The 20,920-nt window shown below is 39.1% G+C and carries 20 protein-coding genes; all 20 read right to left on the bottom strand.

Annotation, left to right across the window (positions count from 1 at the left end; genetic code table 11):
• Positions 1–2: 2 nt before the first annotated feature.
• Positions 3–1,226: an ABC transporter ATP-binding protein gene (locus QM873_RS04430; protein WP_414278886.1), complete on the bottom strand. Its 1,224-nt coding sequence runs from the start codon at positions 1,224–1,226 to the stop codon at positions 3–5.
• Positions 1,226–2,032, bottom strand: a complete 807-nt coding sequence (locus QM873_RS04425; RefSeq protein WP_048716888.1) for an ABC transporter permease — start codon at positions 2,030–2,032, stop codon at positions 1,226–1,228. Before QM873_RS04425 ends, QM873_RS04430 begins: the two co-directional genes overlap by 1 nt.
• Positions 2,032–2,973 (bottom strand): glycosyltransferase family 2 protein, encoded by a 942-nt coding sequence (locus QM873_RS04420; protein ID WP_414278885.1) that lies wholly within the window; start codon positions 2,971–2,973, stop codon positions 2,032–2,034. Before QM873_RS04420 ends, QM873_RS04425 begins: the two co-directional genes overlap by 1 nt.
• Positions 2,970–4,118: a beta 1-4 rhamnosyltransferase Cps2T gene (cps2T, locus tag QM873_RS04415; RefSeq protein WP_414278884.1), complete on the bottom strand. Its 1,149-nt coding sequence runs from the start codon at positions 4,116–4,118 to the stop codon at positions 2,970–2,972. Before cps2T ends, QM873_RS04420 begins: the two co-directional genes overlap by 4 nt.
• 154 nt (positions 4,119–4,272) lie before the next feature.
• Complete coding sequence (locus QM873_RS04410) at positions 4,273–5,310, bottom strand: acyltransferase family protein (protein ID WP_414278883.1); 1,038 nt, start codon at positions 5,308–5,310, stop codon at positions 4,273–4,275.
• A 59-nt stretch (positions 5,311–5,369) separates the two neighbouring features.
• Positions 5,370–6,221: a dTDP-4-dehydrorhamnose reductase gene (gene rfbD, locus QM873_RS04405; protein WP_129821962.1), complete on the bottom strand. Its 852-nt coding sequence runs from the start codon at positions 6,219–6,221 to the stop codon at positions 5,370–5,372.
• 65 nt (positions 6,222–6,286) lie between these two features.
• Positions 6,287–8,188, bottom strand: a complete 1,902-nt coding sequence (locus QM873_RS04400; protein ID WP_154853260.1) for a hypothetical protein — start codon at positions 8,186–8,188, stop codon at positions 6,287–6,289.
• Positions 8,185–9,114, bottom strand: a complete 930-nt coding sequence (locus QM873_RS04395; protein WP_129821960.1) for a glycosyltransferase family 2 protein — start codon at positions 9,112–9,114, stop codon at positions 8,185–8,187. Before QM873_RS04395 ends, QM873_RS04400 begins: the two co-directional genes overlap by 4 nt.
• Before the next feature lie 82 nt (positions 9,115–9,196).
• Positions 9,197–10,675: a DUF2142 domain-containing protein gene (locus tag QM873_RS04390; RefSeq protein ID WP_414278882.1), complete on the bottom strand. Its 1,479-nt coding sequence runs from the start codon at positions 10,673–10,675 to the stop codon at positions 9,197–9,199.
• Positions 10,676–10,684: 9 nt separating this feature from the next.
• Positions 10,685–11,467, bottom strand: a complete 783-nt coding sequence (locus QM873_RS04385) for a glycosyltransferase family 2 protein (RefSeq protein ID WP_414256687.1) — start codon at positions 11,465–11,467, stop codon at positions 10,685–10,687.
• Positions 11,457–12,740, bottom strand: a complete 1,284-nt coding sequence (locus QM873_RS04380; RefSeq protein ID WP_414278881.1) for a lipopolysaccharide biosynthesis protein — start codon at positions 12,738–12,740, stop codon at positions 11,457–11,459. Before QM873_RS04380 ends, QM873_RS04385 begins: the two co-directional genes overlap by 11 nt.
• On the bottom strand, positions 12,730–13,059 hold the full coding sequence (locus QM873_RS04375) for a DUF2304 domain-containing protein (RefSeq protein ID WP_414278880.1): 330 nt from the start codon (positions 13,057–13,059) through the stop codon (positions 12,730–12,732). The genes QM873_RS04380 and QM873_RS04375 overlap by 11 nt, the downstream gene beginning before the upstream one ends.
• 1 nt (position 13,060) lies before the next feature.
• On the bottom strand, positions 13,061–13,771 hold the full coding sequence (locus QM873_RS04370) for a glycosyltransferase family 2 protein (protein ID WP_414278879.1): 711 nt from the start codon (positions 13,769–13,771) through the stop codon (positions 13,061–13,063).
• 163 nt (positions 13,772–13,934) lie between these two features.
• Positions 13,935–15,005, bottom strand: a complete 1,071-nt coding sequence (locus tag QM873_RS04365; protein ID WP_414278878.1) for an ABC transporter substrate-binding protein — start codon at positions 15,003–15,005, stop codon at positions 13,935–13,937.
• Positions 15,002–15,775: an ABC transporter permease gene (locus QM873_RS04360; protein WP_048687979.1), complete on the bottom strand. Its 774-nt coding sequence runs from the start codon at positions 15,773–15,775 to the stop codon at positions 15,002–15,004. Before QM873_RS04360 ends, QM873_RS04365 begins: the two co-directional genes overlap by 4 nt.
• Entirely contained in the window at positions 15,772–16,578 is an 807-nt protein-coding gene (locus QM873_RS04355) for an ABC transporter permease (RefSeq protein WP_048687974.1), read from the bottom strand. The genes QM873_RS04360 and QM873_RS04355 overlap by 4 nt, the downstream gene beginning before the upstream one ends.
• A complete protein-coding gene (locus tag QM873_RS04350) occupies positions 16,559–17,716 on the bottom strand; it encodes an ABC transporter ATP-binding protein (RefSeq protein WP_129821952.1) in 1,158 nt (385 codons plus the stop codon). The genes QM873_RS04355 and QM873_RS04350 overlap by 20 nt, the downstream gene beginning before the upstream one ends.
• Before the next feature lie 205 nt (positions 17,717–17,921).
• A complete protein-coding gene (gene murB / locus QM873_RS04345; RefSeq protein ID WP_343093736.1) occupies positions 17,922–18,824 on the bottom strand; it encodes a UDP-N-acetylmuramate dehydrogenase in 903 nt (300 codons plus the stop codon).
• Positions 18,825–18,958: 134 nt separating this feature from the next.
• Positions 18,959–19,885 carry a hypothetical protein gene (locus QM873_RS04340; protein WP_350018561.1) on the bottom strand — a complete coding sequence of 309 codons (927 nt, stop codon included), beginning with the start codon at positions 19,883–19,885 and terminating at the stop codon, positions 18,959–18,961.
• A 158-nt stretch (positions 19,886–20,043) separates the two neighbouring features.
• Positions 20,044–20,919, bottom strand: a complete 876-nt coding sequence (thrB, locus tag QM873_RS04335) for a homoserine kinase (protein ID WP_414278877.1) — start codon at positions 20,917–20,919, stop codon at positions 20,044–20,046.
• Between the last annotated feature and the right edge of the window lies 1 nt (position 20,920).

Here is a 20,920-nt window from a genome sequence, read left to right as displayed (position 1 = left end):
GTCTAGTCAGTTATTGACCATGTTCCATTGCGTTGGATTAAGCCACTTGCTGCATCCATTGCTGATTTATCATCCAAAGCTATATCATCTCGATTGATAAAGATTAGTGGGGTTTGCGTAGCATCTGAAAAGGCCAGCATCTGCCCTTCAGCATCCCTTACTGTCACTTCTAATTTCATTTTCAAGTCATTCACTGTTGGAAGGGAACAAGTGTAGTGAACTGTTTTATGTCCAGCCCCACTCATCAGCTGATCCATAGAATTATCATTGTAGATCCAAATATTCCGATCGATATCAGTTAAAGAGAGAGCGATATAGGTTTGAATATCTTCACGCACATCAAAATCAATTTGGAAGTGAATCGTATCTTGGGGGCGTAACTTGTTGGAACTTAACAACTGAAGCTGAAAATTTTCAACCAAGACTTGTTCTTCCTGGTTGGAATTACCTGCTCCATTAGCTTCTCCTCCCTGTTGCAAAGGAGCTGTATTATCAAAACTGTACTGATTGGCAACATTTTCTGGACTGCCTAAAGCCTTCACCAATCCATTTTCAATCAAAACAGCCTTGTTACAATATTTCTTGACGGCCCCCATATCATGGGTAACAAGGATAGTAGTTTTTCCTGATTTTTTGCGTTCTTGGAAGTAATCGTTACACTTGCGTTGGAAGGCTTCATCTCCTACCGCAAGGACTTCATCCAAAATCAAGATATCGCCTTGAGCCTTAATGGCAACCGAAAAGGCTAAACGAACCTGCATCCCTGATGAGTAGTTCTTGAGTTTCTGGTTCATGAATTCATGCAACTCGGCAAAGTCTACGATGTCATCATACATGGCATCAATCTCAGCTGTTGAAAAGCCCAGCATGGCTCCATTCATATAGACATTTTCCCGACCTGTCAATTCTGGGTTAAAGCCCACTCCAAGCTCAATAAAAGACACCAATTTCCCATCGATAGTGACAGTACCTTTTTCCGGTACATAGATTTCAGAAATAATTTTCAAGAGGGTTGATTTCCCAGAACCATTTCGACCTAAGATCCCGAAAAAGTCTCCCTTTTCAACTTCAAAAGAAATATCCTTGAGAACGTGTTGTTCTTTATAGCCTTTAATGCCTTTGAAGCGATTGACCAGGGCAGTTCGAAGACTATTGGTTGCTTCTGTTGGCAACTTAAAGTACTTGCTGACATGGTCTACTTTTACTGCAATTTGTTTATCTGTCATTAGAGAATCTCCGCAAATTTCTTAGCATGTTTGTTAAAGTAAGCAAAGCCAGCGACAAAAATAAGAATTGGTAAAACATAAGGAATCAGAACCAAGAACTTATTTTCCACCAAAAGCCAGACAGGGGTGTTGGCCTTATCAATCAAGAAATACCGCATGTCTTGAATAATTTGAGCCAAGGGATTCATCATGACCAACTTAGCCGCCCATGGATTGCGGTCTGCAATAAAGGTAATCGGATAGATAATTGGCGTCGCATACAAGCCGGCTTGTAAAAGTACTTCCCAGACTTGACCTAGGTCACGGAAACGAACAAAAAATGTCGCTAAGATCAATGCACATCCTGTCGCCATCAAGAACAACTCAAAGAATAGCGGAATCACCATCAAAGCTGTCCAAGAGAATGTCACCCCATTAAAGAATGAAAAAATCAAAACAACAATAAGGTTAATGACAAAGTTAATGGCTGCTCCTGAAATCGCAGACAAGACAATGATGTGTTTGGAGAAGTTCAATTTTCGCAGCAAGTCGCCTCGACTAACAATCGACACCATCCCCATAGATGTTGCTTCTGAGAAAAAGCCCCAGATTACATTGGCCAATAAGAGGGCAACTGGGAAATGGGGCACATCTCCACCCAAACGTAAGAAGCGGATGAAGACGACATACATGATTGTAAAGGTCATCAAGGGCTTTAAAATCGACCAAAGATAACCGATCGCTGATCCTTGGTAGCGTAATTTAAAGTCTGTTTTAATTAATTCTCGTAATAAAATTCGATTTTTCTGACTAAAAACGTCAAACATTATTTTTTACCTCGATATGCAAACTTTGTCAGAATCAAGCTGGTAAACACAAAGGTGTGAAAAGCCCGGTTCTTCCGATAACCATACTGACGAATCCGTCTCAAACGTTCTTTTAGTGGAACGTCCATGATGGTCACAAAGTTTTCAATAATTTCTTTATTTTGGGGACTGACTGGCAGATCCAATAAATTTTTTGCTTGTTCTTGACTGGACTCGATGAGATTCCAATATTTAGCAAAAAGAATATGAGGGCGAACCCAGTTTTTAACCCGTTTTCTAAGTGTACGAGCACCCAGAACATTGCTACTGTGCTGCCGGTACAATTCTGTCGGCTGATCGATATAGATCAACTTTCCAAAGGCAGTTGCTAGTAATGCTAAATACCAATCATGCATGAGAAGCGCATGTTTTTCTTGGCCTGTCCATAAGTCAGCCAACGCGTGGTTAATCATGGCTACCCCACCAGTTACTGTGTTTTCTGTCAGCTCTTGAATCAGTTCTGTATTGGCATGATCTGACTGGGTGCGAATCATGCTCTCATGCTGCACGTTCAAGTTTTCATCGACCACTTTTAAATCTGTGTAGACCAGCAAAGGCACTTCTTGAGGGTGCTTCTCGGCTTCTGCTACTTGAAGAGCAATTTTTTCAGGAAGCCAAACATCATCTTGGTCACTGAAGCAATAAAGATCTGCTTTTTCATATTTCAAGAGGGCGTGGAAGCTCTTTATGACACCAAGATTTTCGATAGCACCTTGATTGATAAAGCGAATGCGCTCATCCTGGGCTACCAACTCTCGAATGATCTCCACCGTACCGTCGGTTGACCCATCATCTCGGATCAAGAGTTGCCAATCCTGATAAGTCTGGTCTTGGATACTTTTGACCTGCTCTTTTAGATACTGTTCACCATTATAGGTGGACAACAAGATATTTACTTTCATGATAAGAATAATTCCTCGTACTCACCTACAATTTTTTCCCAGGTAAAGTTTTGCTTCATATTGGCCTTGGCACGTTGACCCCATTCAGATACATCTTCTAAAGAATCAACCTGGTTGATCAAATGCGCCAAATTCCCAGCTTCTTTGGTCCAATATTGAGCTGTGTCCTTGGCAACCGTTTGGTTAAAGGAGACTCCTAAAACTAAATTCAGATCCGTGTGAGCAAGAGCCTCTAAGAGACCCGGATTGGTTCCGCCCACTTCATGACCATGGATATAAGCAAAGGCTTCTTTACGGATATACTTCAAAAGGTCTTGATCATAGACCGTTCCTACAAACTTAACGCGAGGATCCTGATCGAATCCTGTTCGAGCACGGAGTTCTTCAAAATAGGGATTGCCTTCATGATTACAAATGATCACCAAATCCCGCTTGCTGGAAGAGGCCATAAATTCACGAATGGCAGTCTCATAATTATTTTCTGGGACAAAGCGACCCAAGATCAAGTAATAGTTCTTCTCTTGTGTCTGCCACTTGTGATAGAGTTCTCTGACCTTCCTATCCTGACTGGTCAGGTTGGTCGGAGATAAGTCCGTCCCATAGGCAATATAAGTCGTCTTGGACCAAGGATAGGCTTCCTTGATATAGGACTCAATACCTGGGTTGTCTGAAATTACCAAGTCAGCGTGGCGCGTCATGATCTTTTCAGAATACTTGAGATAGGCTTGGATCGGTTTAGCCCACTTGGCCCGCTTCCACTCTAGTCCATCTGGGTTGATATAGAATCGTCCACCCATCTTATGGATCTTACGCGCAAAAGGCGCCACAAAGGCTCCGATTGTATTGCCTAAGACATAAAAAATAGGTTTTTTAATTCCTTGTTTCTTAATAAGCTTCAAGGCATAGTTGATGGCCATCATATCATAGGCAATGACGCGAGCTGGCCCAAGCTTAGGCGCTTTAATGGTAAAACAATCGACACCTTTGTAGTCAAAATGATGATAGGCTTGATCATTAGAAAGGCAAGCAACATGGTACTGGATTTCCGAAGACACTTGATGGGAGACCAATTGGTCCACAAAAGTCTCAAAACCGCCATATTGAGCCGGAAGCCCACGACTTCCGATAATAAAAACGTGTTGCATAATATTCCCTTTCTACCAATTTACAGTCTATTCAATTATACCATTTTCTAGGCTTTTTGCCTAATTCAAACAGAAAAGCGACCCTTGAGGGTCGCTATCATAATCTTGATTTAATATGAATAACTCAATAAGATGTATTCATTCAACAAGCCATTTACTTAGCAAATTTCAAAATTATTGTTTTAATAAATTTTAGTAGTATAGTTAAAATGAAAGTCATCAAGATAGCTTGTATCAACAAAAATATTACAATCAAAGGAAATTTCGGTAAGATGTATGTAAAATCCCCCCATTTATCAACTATTTTAGGATACCAATAATAATCTCCAATCACAGATAGTAAGTAAATTGGAAGAGTGTTCTTTGAGATAAATAGAATAACTCTTTTCAACCACTCATTTTTTATAGAGACTTTTAAGTGTATAACTGAATAAAAGATTAAACTAGACAATAGGAATACCGGAAGAATTCTATATTCGATTCCGAAACTAGTTTCAGATATTGCTGCTAACCCAAAAACACTTAAAACGTCTAGAATGAAAATAACAATAACAAGTTCCTTGAAACTCAACTTCTTATTTGATGAAGCGAGAAAAGCTCCAAGAAGATAGTATGTGATAGGCCAGAGCCCTTTCCAATAATCTGGAATGAGGTGCGGTAAAATCAAAAAATTTTGTTCATTGTGGTTCAACAATGAAAGAGTAGGTGGAACAATAGTTAGTAAAACTAAAATAGCTAAAACTACAACTTGATTCTTACGGCTAGTTAACGAATTGAAACCTGCATTCAAGAAAGGGATTAATAGGTATAAGCCAATATATAGGTTAACATACCATGCATAGTGACTAAAGGAAAAAATATTTTCAAATAACTTCGCAAAATATTCTTCATTGACAACTCTCATATCAAAGAAAGTATAAACTGCTGCCGCGAGAGCATAAATTCCAATTACTGGAAGTAGTTTTATAAAGTAGGTTTCACTATAGGTCTTATCTTTCATTAAATAGCCTGTAGTCATGATAAATAAAGGAACACAGGTCATCAAAATCATCCAAATAAAAGATGACAAAAAAATACTTTTAAAAGAAAAGAACCGACCATAATAATTAGTATGGAGGAAAAAATGCACTCCTACGACAAATACGATTGCAATACATTTAAGTATATCTATATTTAATTTTCTCTCTTTCATAACTCTCCCTATCATATTAGCAAATGAAAAGATGGCAAATCACCATCTTTTCATTTTAATTATTTCACTTCTTGTTTGTAAAACTCTTTCAAGGCATCTTGCCAAGTTGGAATGACGAACCCTGTAGCCTTAGCCTTAGCCAAGCTCATCGTTGAGTTAAGGGGACGTTTTGCCTTAGCTGGGAATTGGCTAGAATCCACTGGTTTCACTTCAACATCCGTATCTTTGAGGATTTCAACTGCAAAGTCATACCAAGTTGTATCTTCTTTCGCATCGTTAGACAAGTGGTAATAACCATATTCTTTACGATTTTCAGCCAAATAGGTCATAAATTCTGCAAGAGTACGTGTCCAGGTTGGACGACCATGTTGGTCATTAACAACTGTCAAAGTCTTGTGAGTCTTCGCTAGGTTTTGCATCGTAAAGACGAAGTTTTTACCATAATTTCCAAAGACCCAAGCTGTACGGATGATGTAGAAGTTCGAAACATGCTTCTCAACCAATTCTTCTCCCATGCGTTTTGTACGACCGTACTCTGTTTGGGGATTTGGTTGATCGTCTACTTCCCATTCTTGTCCAACTGGCTTATTCCCATCAAACACATAGTCCGTAGAAATATAGACTAGGGTTGCCCCATGTTTTTCAGATGCCTTCGCTACATTTTCCGTACCAGTCACGTTAATAGCATAGTCCAACTCTTTCCCTTCATCTTCAGCAGCATCAACGGCTGTATAGGCAGCACAGTGATAGACTAGAGTTGGCTTCACTTGCGCAAATACCTCGTCTACTTTCTCTGCATTTGTGATGTCCATTTCAGCTACATCAACAGCTACATATTCTTCATTTCGTTCATCTAACAAATGGCGAAGCTCCGTTCCAAGTTGACCATTTGCACCTGTAATTAAAATCATAGTAATATCCTTTCAAATGCTTTTTCCCTTTCATTATAGCAAAAAAAGCAGAAGTTTTCTGCTTTTTAGGATGGGAATTGTTCCCTATTTTTTGAGTGCTTTTTCTTGAAAATTAAGAACACAAATATCCAGGAAATCCATTCAATAAAGTAACCAAGATACTGAAGAAATGTCTTATGATATGAAACTTTTACATGACCTGATTTTCTAATTGATAGATGAATTTTTCCATTATTTAATGCTTTTTCAGGAACAGCTGGTCTACGAGATTTTTTATTTTGTTTTAACTCCGATTCAGTAAAAGCACGCTGGCCCAGCATAGGTTGCGAACCTTCAGCACCCTTAGAATACTCCGCACGGTATCCTTTGTACCAAATAAGCGGTACCGAAATGGTACTTTCATTTATATCATCAGAAAGCATTATATCAAATTCTAAAATGTTGTATTTCTTTTTAATATTTGATATTTTTACGCCTTTTTCAGTATTAAATTCTGTAAATTGAGGCAAGCGTACATCTTGATTATTAATATCAAGGTTGTAGTATTCATCACCTACAGGATCGATATATTTCGATTTGTCTCCTTTGTAAACAGATTTTAGTAACTTCTCATTTTTAATGTTATCCTCACGCATCTGCTTATAATTTTTTGAGGATGAATCAAATTGAGGGATAACTTGATTGAAATAGAAAGATAGACTCAAGATACATAAGACGATAGAAAAGAAACCATTTCTATTTGTAAAGGCAAGAAAAAACAGGAAAAAAAGTGGAATGAAAAATAATAGACGTCCTGAATACTGCATACTACCTAAAAAAGTATATTTCAATATCGAATTCCAAGGTAGAAGACTCGTCGCAGAAAAATATAAAATCCAGCAGGACCAAAATATGGTCTTACTTAAACTTCCTAGCCGACGATAGAATAAGAACACGATTATACTCGTATAAAATAGTCCATCTCTTATAAACTGATGGATTGGCCACTCTAATGGTGTAAAGGGTTTATAAAAACCATATCTATCTGCCTGAAATGGGAATGGAACAAAAAAAGTATCTTTCACATTCACAGGAAAACTCCTCGCTATCCAGGTGAAGAAAAACTTTTGCGATGAAACCTGTTCAAGATATTGAAAAATGTAGCCTGCTGACAAAAATAAAGCAAATAAGATTGAAATCACAAAGGAGACTACCTTATCAAGTGTCAATTTTTTATAATTTAATAATAAAAATACTGCGGAAGAAATGGCAAGTATGATAGTAGATAAGATATGAGTTTGGATTAAAAGCGCTACTACAATCCCTAAATAGAGTGGGTTCTTTTTATTTAGGTAGAGCACACGATAAAGAGAATAAATAAGAATTGGGACCAGTGGCATTACCATGGTCATTCCAAAACCAAATAAGGTGTAGTAACACGGTATTGTTAAAGCCACTACCAACCCAGTTATCTTGTTTTTTAATATTTTTGAAACAACAATATAACTTGCTAGGCTTGTACCAAGAGTGATCAAAAATGCAAATATAGAATAAGCAAAATTCCCATCGTTAGTCATCATATAAACAATGGCAGATGGATAGAACTGCCAATTGCCATAAAACATTGGTGAAGCGTAGCCCGTTCCAAATGCAAATAAAAAATTCAGATTAGGGAGTAAATCCCAGTGTTCAATCGATTCTGCTAAGCCGACAATTCGAGTTAAATGAAACACGTAGTCATATGAGCGACTTTGAAAATTGATTAGATTAAAAGATACAAAGGTAAAGATGACCGAATACGTTGTTAATAATAAATAGATCATCTTATTGCTGATTTGATTGAAAGTATTGACAAATTGGTCGATATGACTGCGTATCACTTTTATCAAATCAAACTGATATATTCTTTCTAGGAGTTGATCAACTCCCTCGTAAAATGTATCTATTTTTTGCTTGATAGAAACTTTCAAACTAATGATATTTTTCATTCTTCACTTTTCTCTTTTATGACGTAAATAGGACGTTTCTTGGTTTCCATGAAGATTTTACCGATATATTTCCCTAGAATCCCAATGGTCAATAATTGGAATCCTCCTAGGAAGAGAATCACAGTCATTAATGATGGCCATCCAGAAGTTGGATCCCCAAAGACTAAAGTACGAATTACAATCAAAATCACCATGATAAAGGCTGAGAGCCAGGATAGGAGTCCACCGATAAAGGCAATGTTTAGTGGAGCATCCGAAAAGTTTACAATCCCTTCAATAGAGTATTTGAAAAGGGACCAAAAATTCCAAGAAGTCTCTCCTGCCACACGCTCTACATTCTTATATTCTAAGTATACCGTCTCAAATCCAACCCAGGCGAAAATCCCCTTAGAAAATCGATTGTACTCAGATAGTTCAAGTATCGCATCAACCATTTGGCGACGCATCAAACGGAAATCACGCGCCCCGTCGACCATTTCTACTTGGCTAATATGATTGATCAATTTATAAAACATGCGTGCAAAGAAAGAACGAATCGGGGGTTCACCTACCCGAGTTACGCGTCGGGTTCCGACGCAGTCCAAATCTGGCTGTTCATCCAACTTCTTTTTCATTTCGATCAATAGTTCAGGAGGATCCTGAAGATCCACATCCATAACAGTTACATATTCACCCTTGGCACGCTCAAGTCCTGCATACAATGCTGCTTCTTTTCCAAAATTACGAGAAAAAGAAAGATAATGCACATTTGAATCTTTAAGATGCAACTCTCGAAGAACAGATAGTGTTCGATCGGATGAACCGTCGTTTATAAAAATATATTCAAACTTTTCTCCCATCTCCATCCGAACACGCTCCATCTCCCTATAAAACAATGGAATTGATTCTTCTTCATTAAAACATGGGACTACAACTGATAATGTCATATCTTACTCCTTGACTTATTCACTCTCTATTGTAACAAAAAACTAGGGTTTCCCCTAGTAATAACTTATTTTAGTCTTTCAATTATACAACAGCATATAAAACAGAGATTGTTTGTAGTATAGTTAAACCTATAATAATGAGACTACTTTCTACTACAAAATGATCCGTGAACTTTTGTTCATCTGAAATTCTTTGCTTAAACAAACTGCAAATAACTGGTAGAGACAGAGCGACAACTCCTAAATAGTATCTACCTTGAACTCCTAAAACTTCAAAATTTCCAACTGGTGTCCAGGTTAGATACAAGGTTAAAGAGATTAACCCAACAATTGCAAAAGAAACCAAACTTGCTCCTACTACTGATACTTTCGGAAGTTTGATCTTCCCAAAATTTGAAAAAGTAATCAAGGTATAAAGAGCATAGATTGGAATAAGAACCTCTGACATCGATAAATCTAACCAACCAAAGGTATAAAGCTGATTTAAATGACTGACTGATAATAACATCTCCTTCAAAATCACTGGTAAATACCAATGAGGTTTTGAAATGATGCTAATAACTTGAGCTTTTACATCTGCACCTTCCAGTTTAAAGTTCTCAATTCGAACTTGCTGGGTAAGAACGTACCAAAAAATCGTAAATAAAAAGACAGCAACAATCAAGGCGAGAGAAATGAGATAGTAGTTTTTACACTTCATTTTCTTTCTCGGTATAAATAGCAATAATCCCACAAGCAGAACATAAGGAAGTTTCATTGTAACAAGGATGATACAAAGCAAAGCATACAGCAATAAATCCTTGATGCTAACAACTTTTTCATCATCTGTTACATAGTTCAAGAACAATCCAATAATGATGTAGGTTAAACCTAAGGCTACGCTATCTTGATTATAAGAAGCAGCTAGAACCAGATTCATTGGAAACATCGCAACCATTGTCATCAACTGCTTCGCTTTTCCACTTAATTTAATGGCAATGAGAGCTAAAATACAGTAAGCGATGACATTAAAAATTCGACCTAAGTAATAGGAGACTCCTACGCTCAAGTTCAAAAATTTTCCAATCCCGAATCCAAGAGCCTGAGGAATGTAACCAATAAACCAATATGAGTTGGTTGCCCTGTAGTCCGTTTCTTTCCCAAATTTCACTTGTTTGGTCGTCTGCCCTTCTTCAAATAAAGAAGATTTAGTAAACGGCTTTTTGAAGTTCTTATATACATCAAAGTAATCTTCCGTAATATGGATATTTTTATTTCCCATATTTACGTCACCTTCAACAATATGAATGGTTCTTGATAGGTGAACTTGTTCATCGGGCGTATTCAAAACAGGTGTAATGAAAGCAAAGGAAAGACCACCAATGAGCATAGCAATGAAGGTCCCTATATTTTTCTTCGGTAAAAGAAAAATGAGAAAAGCAAATACTACAAATAGCAGCACACCAATTTTAGGAAAATCTACTAAACGCTTTGTATAAATGACTGTCATACAAAAGGCCAGAACTGCGAAAGCTACTAAATACTTTTTATTTCGCTCATAACTATCAACAAAATATCCCATCAGTTTCTCCTACTTATTCGAATTTTGACTCTTCACATATTGTCTCATCAACAACTTAGCAATCCATTTGGGCCAGAAGAGTTCGTACATATATAGATCTTCTTTACTTCGAGTGTTGTCTGCAATAGTTTTTGATGTTTCTGACTCTCCATGGATACGGTGGCACATAAGCTTATCAGATACATAAGCAAAACGACCTTTATACTCACTGATCTTATACCATGCGTACCAATCCAAACTCACTCTCATTCCTTCATCAAAAAAGAAATTCTTCAGATTTTCAAGATGATAGGTTACAGCTGGACAACAAATCGGATTTCCAAAAGCCATCACACGGTTGCGCCAGAAATGACTTGCTGGGAAAAGATTCATGGTTTTTAACATCAAGGTTTTGATCTTCAGATTCGTATTAGCAGGAATTTTATGGCCGTCTTTTTCTTCAAAATAATCAGAATAGGCAATTAACACATCTGGATGTTTCTCCATCTTAGCCAATACCTTTTCAGCATATTCCGGCTCATAATAATCATCCTGATGGGCAATGGTTGCATATTTTGTCTCTACAAAAGACAGGGCATTGTTCCAATCCTTGCCAATTCCCCCACCTTGCTTCGTATAAAATGGAATATCATAACGCTGGCAAAGTTCTTTGATCGAATCCAATGGTGTTGAACTATAACAAATAATCTGCGATTGGAGAGTTTGCTTTTTCAAGGATTGAATACAAGCGTCTAAATATTCACTCTCTCCATAAGCACAAATTACCCAGGTGTGTTGTTGATTAACGAGCATAGTCCTTCCTTTCTACTTTTCTTGCAACAAAATAAACAAGTAAACTTCCACTAAAATAAACGGACATCACGATTAAAAAGCTTAAAGAAGCTCCCAAAAGCCCTAATCTATGTACTAAATAGTCATTTGTCAGTTTGGAAGTTATGAACATGAACAAATATACAGGCAATAAATAAGTTTGTTTGCGAATAACTGTCATGACATCTCCAAAAACGATCCCAAGAGAATACAAGATACCAGAGAAAACAAGAATAGCTAGAGTACTGCTATGTTGATATAAAGGTAAGCCAAAAACAAGACTTAAAATTGGAGTCCCAATCAAATAGGCTAGTACACTCAAAATCAAGCCAACTCCCAAGACAATCACAAACAATTTCTTAATAATAGCATCGAATTTTTTCAAGTCTTTATTCTTCCATAAGATCGCTAACTGAGTTGTTAAGGGTCTAAGGATTAAAATAAAGAGACTCATAAAAAAGACAGGCATAAACAAAATATTATAATCCCGTTGTGTACCTGCAATAAAATGTCCCAGTCTGATTTCAGAGTCAATGGCGATTCTAGGCTCATTGAAAATATAAGCTAGTAAAAATCCACTAATAAAAAGAGGAATACAATTTTTTAAAATAGCAATTGCATCAAACAAGTTACTTTTGAGATTTTTCACTGAGAAATCAATGGACTCAAATTCTTTTGATTTTACGTAATCATAAGAGAATACAAAAATGAAATTTAAAAGAACTAAATAAAGCAAGGACTGGGTCAATGATTTTGTGACAAGTAAAAATACCAATAAAAGGATTGTGCTAATAGAATAACGAATCGTCATTGATTTGCCAGCAATATCCAATCGTTCCTGACGCTGAAACAGTCCATGGAAAAGATCAGAAATTGCCTCACACATTCGAAAGAGAACATATAAGGCGATAATGGTAATTTTTGAACTCTCATGAAGATCAATCCCCGAAATAAATAAATAAGGAAAGAAGATAGCCACCATAAGTAGGAGAGAGAGACCTCTGGCAATACTATAGCTTGTAAAGGAATGTCTATAATGGACATCTGTCCCCTGGTAGCTTCGAACCTGAAACATGCCTACCACCACAAGAATCGCAGCAATTCCATAAGCAAGACTAAAGGAATCTGCTTCCATTGGAGAGGTCATTCGTGTAACGATTAATGTAAATAGCACAGATGATCCAGCGAATGCCAAGTTTCCTAACAGATTCCAAAAATACACCTTCTCAGTTGAAACAGGCTCATTATTCTTCATGCTCTTTTACCTGTAGCGCTATTTTTTGTGCTAATTGTCGAATTTGAACAGACTGTTTTGAAGTTATACGAGTCAAAGAGAAATTTAAATAAACAAGTAAACAAAAACCTAAGAAAAAGACTAGATTACTTGGAACTTGAATTCCTAACATCTTTGACAATTGTCCAATCAAATTAGGAAACCAAATGACCGGCAGCGAAAGCAAGCAAAGAATGAGCCAAGAAATAACATTTTTCATTTCAACGAGTTTCTTTGCAACGAGTCGTAGAATATAAAGCATAAAAACAATTACAATAATGGTCAACCAAATATTTAGCATCTTATTTCTTATATCCTCCACCTATTCTAGCCAATAACATGGCCATTGTCACTTTAATCATATAGTAAACCGACTTACTTAAGGTAATAGAAGATTCCCCGTGTTCGCGTTCATTCATTAATACAGGGACTTCTGCAACGGAATAGCCTGAGGTTAAAAGCGACACTATGGTCTCTGGTTCAGGATAATCACTTGGATACTGCTTAGCAAATTCTTCAATGACTTTTCGATCTGCTACACGCAATCCTGATGTAGGATCTGTTACCTTCTGACCAGTCAAAATCTTAATCAACTTTTCAAAAAATGTAATTCCAATTCTTCTTAAGAAAGAAGATTGAAACCCTTGGTTTTCAATAAAACGTGAACCAATCACCATGTTGACTTCTTGTTCTTGAAGAACTTCTAACATTTTTTTAATAAATTCAGGATTGTGTTGGCCATCTCCGTCTACTTGGACAGCGTATTGGTAGCCATGTCTAACTGCATATTGATATCCTGTTTGTACAGCGCCACCAATTCCTAAATTGATGGGTAAATCAATGACATTAAATTGATTCCTTTTACAAATTTCAAGAGTATTGTCTGTGGAACAATCATTGATAATAACATAGTCAAATTCTGGTGTATGTTCCTCAATCATCTTAATTGTCTTTTCAATATTACCACTTTCATTATAAGCAGGAATAATAATTAGCAATTCTGAAGTTCTCAATCCTTCTACATTCCCTTCTAAGCATATCACTTCATTATACTATATATTGAACCATATTTCTACTTACACCCAATGATTAGGGTGTTCTCAAAAAAAACAAGCCCACATCCTCTTTTTAAGGCTGTGAGCTTGTTTCTTTTTTGTATCTTATTACTTCACTCTCCTACTTCCGATACATCTTCACTTGTAGGTAAAGGTCGTTATAGACGCCCAACCACTTCTTGCCAAGTTGTTCGTAGACTTCTAAGTTCTTTAGCGTGTCATCACTTGGATAGAAGGCCTGGTCTTCTTGGACCTCTTTTGGTAGCATCTTCTTAGCTTCTTTGTTCGGTGTGGAATAACCGACATAGAGAGCATTCTTATATGCTTTTTCTGGGCGAAGCATAAAGTTGATAAAGGCATAAGCTGCTTCTTTATTCTTCACCGTCTTTGGAATGACGATGTTGTCAAACCAAAGGTTGCTGGCTTCTGATGGGACGACATAGCGGAGGTCCTCATTGGCCTCTAGCATTTGGCTGGCCTCACCGGAGAAAGTCACCCCAATAGCCGCATTGTTTTGAATCATGTAGCCTTTCATTTCATCGGCTACAAGTGCCTTGATATTGGGCATCAAGGTATAAAGCTTATCAACAGCTTCTTGGAGTTGCTGAGGATCCTTGGAGTTGAGACTATAACCTAAGCTATTGAGTCCAATCCCCATGACCTCACGCGCCCCATCGTACATCATGATGTCATTCTTGTACTCTGGTCTCCATAGATCAGCCCAGTGCTCAGGTGCCTTATCCACCATCTTGGTGTTGTAGATGATACCAAGAGTTCCCCAGAAGTAAGGAACTGAGTACTGATTGTCCGGATCAAAATTCAGGTTCAAGAAACGTGGGTCAATATTGTCTAAGCCTTTTAGTTTGGACTTATCCAACTTTTCAAGCAAGTTTTCGTCCATCATCTTGGCGATCATGTATTCACTTGGGATGGCAATATCGTAAGCCGTCCCCCCTTGCTTGATCTTGGTGTACATGGCTTCATTGGAATCAAAGGTATTGTATTGGACTTGAATGCCTGTCTCCTTGGTAAATTCCTTGAGCAATTCTGGATCGATATAGTCTCCCCAGTTGTAGATGACCAGCTTGTCACTGTCTTTTGGATTGGTCTTGGCTTCAAGACGGGCACTTAGTCCCGCTAACACGAGGATGACCACGACAATCCCTAGCAAGAATGAATAGAGTTTTTTCATACTGTCTCCTCCTTCTCTCTAGTGATGAAGTAATAGCCGACCACCAGTAAGATACTGAAGAGGAAGACCAAGGCAGAAAGGGCATTGATATTCAACGAAATCCCTTGACGAGCCCGTGAGTAGATCTCAACAGACAAGGTCGTAAACCCATTTCCTGTAACAAAGAAGGTCACCGCAAAGTCATCCAAGGAATAGGTAAAGGCCATAAAGTAACCAGCAATGATGGCAGGTGTCAAATAAGGAAGCATGATTTCCTTCAACATCTGTACCTGAGTAGCTCCTAGGTCATAGGCCGCATTGACCATATCACGGTTCATTTCCTTCAAGCGCGGCAAGACCATCAAGACCACGATTGGAATAGAAAAGGCCACGTGACTCATCAAGACAGAAGCAAAGCCCAGCTGGAACTTGATGGTCGTAAAGAGGATCAGGAAGCTAGCCCCAATCATAACGTCAGGTGCCACCATAAGGATGTTATTGATGGACAAAAATGGTCCTTCAAACTTCTTCTTAGACTGGTAAATGTAGATTGCCCCAAAGGTCCCAATAATAGTCGCAATCAAGGCTGACAAGAAGGCCAAGAGGAAGGTCTGTGAGAGGATCAACATGAGACGCGTATCCTCAAAGAGACTTTGGAAATGCTCCAAGGTAAAGCCTGTAAAAGCATTCATATCCCCACCAGCATTAAAGGCATAGGCAATCAAGTAAAAGATTGGGAGATAAAGGAGCAGGAAAATCAATCCTAAATAGATACGTGAAATCTTTTTCATCGTTCACTCCTTTCTCTCGTTACCCACATGACTAAGAGCATAGCAAGGATCAAGACCACCCCAATGGTGGATCCCATTCCCCAGTTTTGTGTTGTGAGAAAGTGTTGCTCGATGGCAGTCCCCAGAGTAATGACCCGGTTTCCTCCGATCAAACGCGTCAACATGAAGAGACTCAAACTTGGAATAAAGACTGACTGAACACCCGAGCGAACCCCGTTCATAGACAGTGGGAAGACAACTCGACGGAAGGTATCCCACTTGTTAGCTCCTAGGTCATAGCTAGCATTGATGAGGTTTGGATCCAAATCATCCAAAACATTGAAGATAGGAAGGATCATAAAGGGCAACTCAATGTAACTAGCAACAAAGATGAAAGAAAAGTCCGTAAAAAGGATCTGTTGCGGACCGATTCCGATGAAGCTCAAGAATTGGTTAATAGATCCCCCTTGACCAAAGATCCCGATAAAGGCATAAGCCTTGAGCAAGAGGTTGACCCAGGTCGGAAGGACAATCAGCATGAGCCAGAGTTGGCGATGTTTGAGCTGGGTCAAAAAATAAGCTGTCGGGTAAGAAATCAAGAGCGTCACAAAGGTGACGATTCCAGCATAGAGAATGGAGTTAAAACTCATCTTGAGGTAGGTCCAATTCTGCGCTGTAAAAAAGGTTTGGTAGTTCTCTAAGGAACCCTGTCCCTGGACATTAACAAAGGATTGCCAAATAATCAAAACTACGGGAGCCAAGACAAAGAGGAGGATCCAGAGAAAGTAGGGAACCACAAAGAGGTTAGAGGTTGTTTTCTTCATCTCTTTCCTCCTCGATGGCATTGATCAATCCGGCTTCTTGCTCTTCCACTTCGACGTACTCTTCGATCCGAGCATCAAACTCTTCTTCCGTTTCATTGAGACGCATGACGTGGATATCTTCTGGCTCAAAGTCCAGACCGATTTCCTCTCCTACGATAGCCTTACGGGTTGAGTGGATCATCCACTCATTTCCCAATTCATCATAGGCGATGATCTCATAGTGTACCCCACGGAACAGTTGGGTATCCACTTTTACCTGGAGCTTACCTTCTTCGGGCAGGGTGATTCGCAAGTCTTCGGGACGAATGACGACTTCGACCGGTTCGTTTGGTCTCATCCCTCCATCGACTGACTCAAAGCGTTTACCGTTGAATTCTACTAGATAGTCTTCGATCATGATCCCTGGAAGGATATTGGACTCACCGATAAAGGTCGCAACAAAATGATTAATGGGCTCATCGTAGATATCAACTGGCGTTCCTGATTGGACGATTTCTCCTTCGTTCATGACAAAGATCCAGTCACTCATCGCTAGCGCTTCTTCCTGGTCGTGGGTTACAAAAACAAAGGTAATACCCAAGCGTTGTTGCAATTCACGGAGCTCATACTGCATGTCAGTCCGTAACTTCAAGTCAAGGGCAGACAAGGGCTCATCCAAGAGGACTACTCGCGGTTCATTGATAATCGCCCGTGCAATGGCTACCCGCTGGCGTTGACCACCAGAAAGTTTCTGGATGGACCGTTTCTCAAAGCCTCCCAATTGAACCATCTTGAGGACTTCTGTTACTCGTCTCTCGATTTCAGACTTGTCAACTTTCTTCAAACGGAGAGGGAAAGCAACATTCTCAAACACATTCATATGTGGGAAAAGGGCATAGGATTGGAAGACGGTATGGACATCCCGTTTATTGGTCGGTACATCATTGATCCGAACACCATCCAAGAGGACATCTCCTGTCGAAGCGTCTAACAAACCAGCAATGATGTTCAGAATCGTTGATTTACCAGATCCTGAAGCACCGAGGAGGGTATAGAATTTCCCTTCTTCCAACTCAAAGTTGATGTCTTTGAGAACCACTGTATCACTGTCTTCAAATACTTTTGAGACATTTCTAAACTCAATAATTGGTTTTTTCAATTCACATAAATTCCTTCTTTTTCATGCGTTTCCTTCTGAGACCAACCATTAGTCTCATAGGCTGACGAGCGGACCCGTCAGACCACCAACACCTCTCGGGGACTTATAAGACTGCCCCACCTATTTTCGGTATCGATAGGCACTCACCCCCCTTCTAAAGTAGGAAGGGTCTACCTTAGAGTAGCCCCTATTCCATCTCGAACCGTTAATCTTTCCCAATAATACGGACTTCGCGCTCCAAGGTCACCCCAGATGATTTTTCAACTGTCGCAATGACATGGGCAATCAAGTCTTCATAATCTTTGGCAGTACCATGATCGACATTGATCATAAAGCCGGCATGCTTTTCAGAAACCTCCACACCACCAATTCGATGCCCTTTCAATCCTGCTTCACTGATTAATTGACCCGCAAAGTGCCCGACTGGTCGTTTAAAGACCGAACCACAAGACGGATACTCAAGTGGTTGCTTAAGCTCACGCAAATGAGTCAAGCGAGCCATTTCTTGATCGATCTGATCATAATTACCAGGTGCTAAGGCAAACTTGGCAGAAATCACTACGTCACCAGTTTCTTGAATCTTGGAATGGCGATAGCCAAAAGCTAATTCTTCTGCTGTTAAGGTTTTAATTTCTCCTTCTGGCGTCAAGACCTTACATGATTGAAGAATATGGGCAATCTCACCGCCATAGGCACCAGCATTCATATAGACTGCTCCACCGATGCTACCTGGAATCCCACAAGCAAATTCAAAGCCTGTCAAGCTATGGTAGCGGGCTACATGAGTCACATCAATTAGCTTAGCTCCCGCCTCCGCTTCAATCACATAGCCATTGACTCGGACGTCATGAAAATGATCAAACATGATCACAAAGCCTTCAATCCCACTGTCACGGACGATAATATTGGAAGAATTCCCCAAGACCATCCAAGGAATTTCCTGAGCATTAGCAAAGGTGACAATTCGTTTTAATTCATATTGATTGCGAGGAAAGGCTAAATAATCTGCCGCTCCTCCAACCTTGGTATAGGTATATTGTTTGAGTGGCTCATTGAACAAAATCTCAATACCAGCCAACTCCTCTTTGATTTGCTTTAGGATTTCCATCTCACAACTCTCTTCTATACGTTATCTTATCCATTATAACAAAAACCAGCCCACTTTTCGACTCAGAAGTAAAAAAACAGAAGCAGCCAAAAGACCGATTCTGTTTTGATTTTTTTAAACAAGGGTTAATTGAATTAGCCAATCTTACGTGCAATGCCACGTGTCTTATGAGTGGACAAGGCTGAACTAATGGCAACACCACCCCCAATAATAGTGAAGACTGCCAACATAAAGAAGTTAAAGAAGTATTTTTCAGGTGCTTCACCATTTAGAACAAGGGTATTGATCAAATCAAATCCATCACTAAAGTCGACTCCAAGTTGCTTAACTGCTTCTAAAGCGTAGTCAAATTGTTGCACGAGAACGATAGTCACTAACAAGAGAATGCTAGAAATAACTGCTCCAAGTTTACTAAATTTCTTCCCTAAGATTTCATAGCCTTTGACAACACAGATACCAAGGATAAAACCAGCATAAAAAGCTACGTAGCCGAGGCGAGCAATGAAAAGAGTAACAGCTCCTCCGATAATGGCACCAATAAAGGCACCGACTGTTCCAAGAAGGACATTTTCTTTCTGACTATTATACGAATCCGTATCAATCTTTAGTTGAGTACTGAGCTCTTGGAAACTATCTTCGTTCATCAAGAAGAGGGAATCTCCAATCTGATAGAGACCAACTGGTCCTTTTTCACCAGAGTAACCACAAACAGTGTAGAAGCCATTGGTTTGCAAAAATTGCAGGATTTCTGTTAAGGCTTGACGAACGTTTTCAATCGTTTTTGTTTTGGTCATTCCAGCTTTTACAGTGAAAGTTGTGACATATTGGTTGAGGCTAATGCTCTTCAAAACAGAAGAGTCTTTCACCATTTGATGCAATTGAGCCGCTGCTTCTTCTGCATCATCACGCGACACAGAAAGTGCAATGCTAAAAACATTTTTTGTGTCAGTTTCACTCAGTAAGAAGAAATAGCCAGCATTTTCCCCATAAATAGATGAAGTTTCAGGATCATACTGGAATCCAAGTTCCGTAGCAAGTTGATGACGTTCAAAGTCTTTCATTAAAATTACAATCTCCTTTACAATTCTATCTATCTTTCGAATAATTATTTATTATCCTAAAATAATTTGATAGACAAATGATTTATAGAACTATTTTATCATAGATAAATAAAATTAGATAGACTAATTTAGCCTATCTAATCATTTTTTTCATTAAATCAAGATTCGCTTTTCTCAACCTTCACACCAGTTGTGTCAATTTTCAAAGAGAAGACCTGACCATTTAAGCCCTTCGATTCTAAATCTTTGGCAAAGGCTTCTGCATGTTCAACAGGGAGCAAGGTCATAATAGTTGGACCTGCGCCAGAAAGGTAAGTCGCATAAGCATCGTGTTGATGTGCAACTTCTTTCACCTGAGGGAACTCTACAACCAACTGTTGGCGGTAGCGTTCATGGAAGCGATCCGCTTCGATAGCTTTCCCTGCGACTCTCAAGTCTCCCTTAGCAAGGGCGGCAATAGCCACGTTTGCGATTGCACTAGCTGCAACAGCCTCCTTATAAGTCCACTCACTTGGAAGGACATTTCGACTATCGCTGGTCTTGAGTTCGTAATTGGGAACAAAGGCTACCAAAGCACATTCAGGGAAGGGAAGGACCAAATGATTGGTCTGCTGATCCACATAGCTCGCTACGACCAGATTTCCAAAAATGGCTGGCGCTACGTTATCCGGATGACCTTCGATTTTTGTCGCAATTTCTAGTTTATCTTCATCACTTAGGGATAATTTGCCCAGTTGATTGGCCAACTCAATCCCCGCTACAATGACAGAGCTAGAAGATCCCAAACCACGCGCCAAAGGAACTTCACTGGTCATCTTGAGACGATGAGGAGGCAAATCAGATGCAACTTGGAGAGCAGTTTGAAGCAAGAGATTCTCTTCATTGCTTGGAATCTCCTCACCCAAGTCATGTTCAATCCACCAGTTTTCTTGTGCTTCTAGCACATCAATGGTCAAATACTTAGAAACAGCGATTCCAACAGAATCAAATCCTGGACCGACATTGGCACTGGTCGCTGGTACTGTAATTCTCATC

This window comes from Streptococcus australis (genome assembly GCF_047463015.1).
GTDB classification, from domain to species: Bacteria; Bacillota; Bacilli; order Lactobacillales; family Streptococcaceae; genus Streptococcus; species Streptococcus australis_F.
The sequence above is the reverse complement of the archived record's forward strand: the minus strand, read 5'-3'. Positions and strand labels throughout refer to the sequence as shown.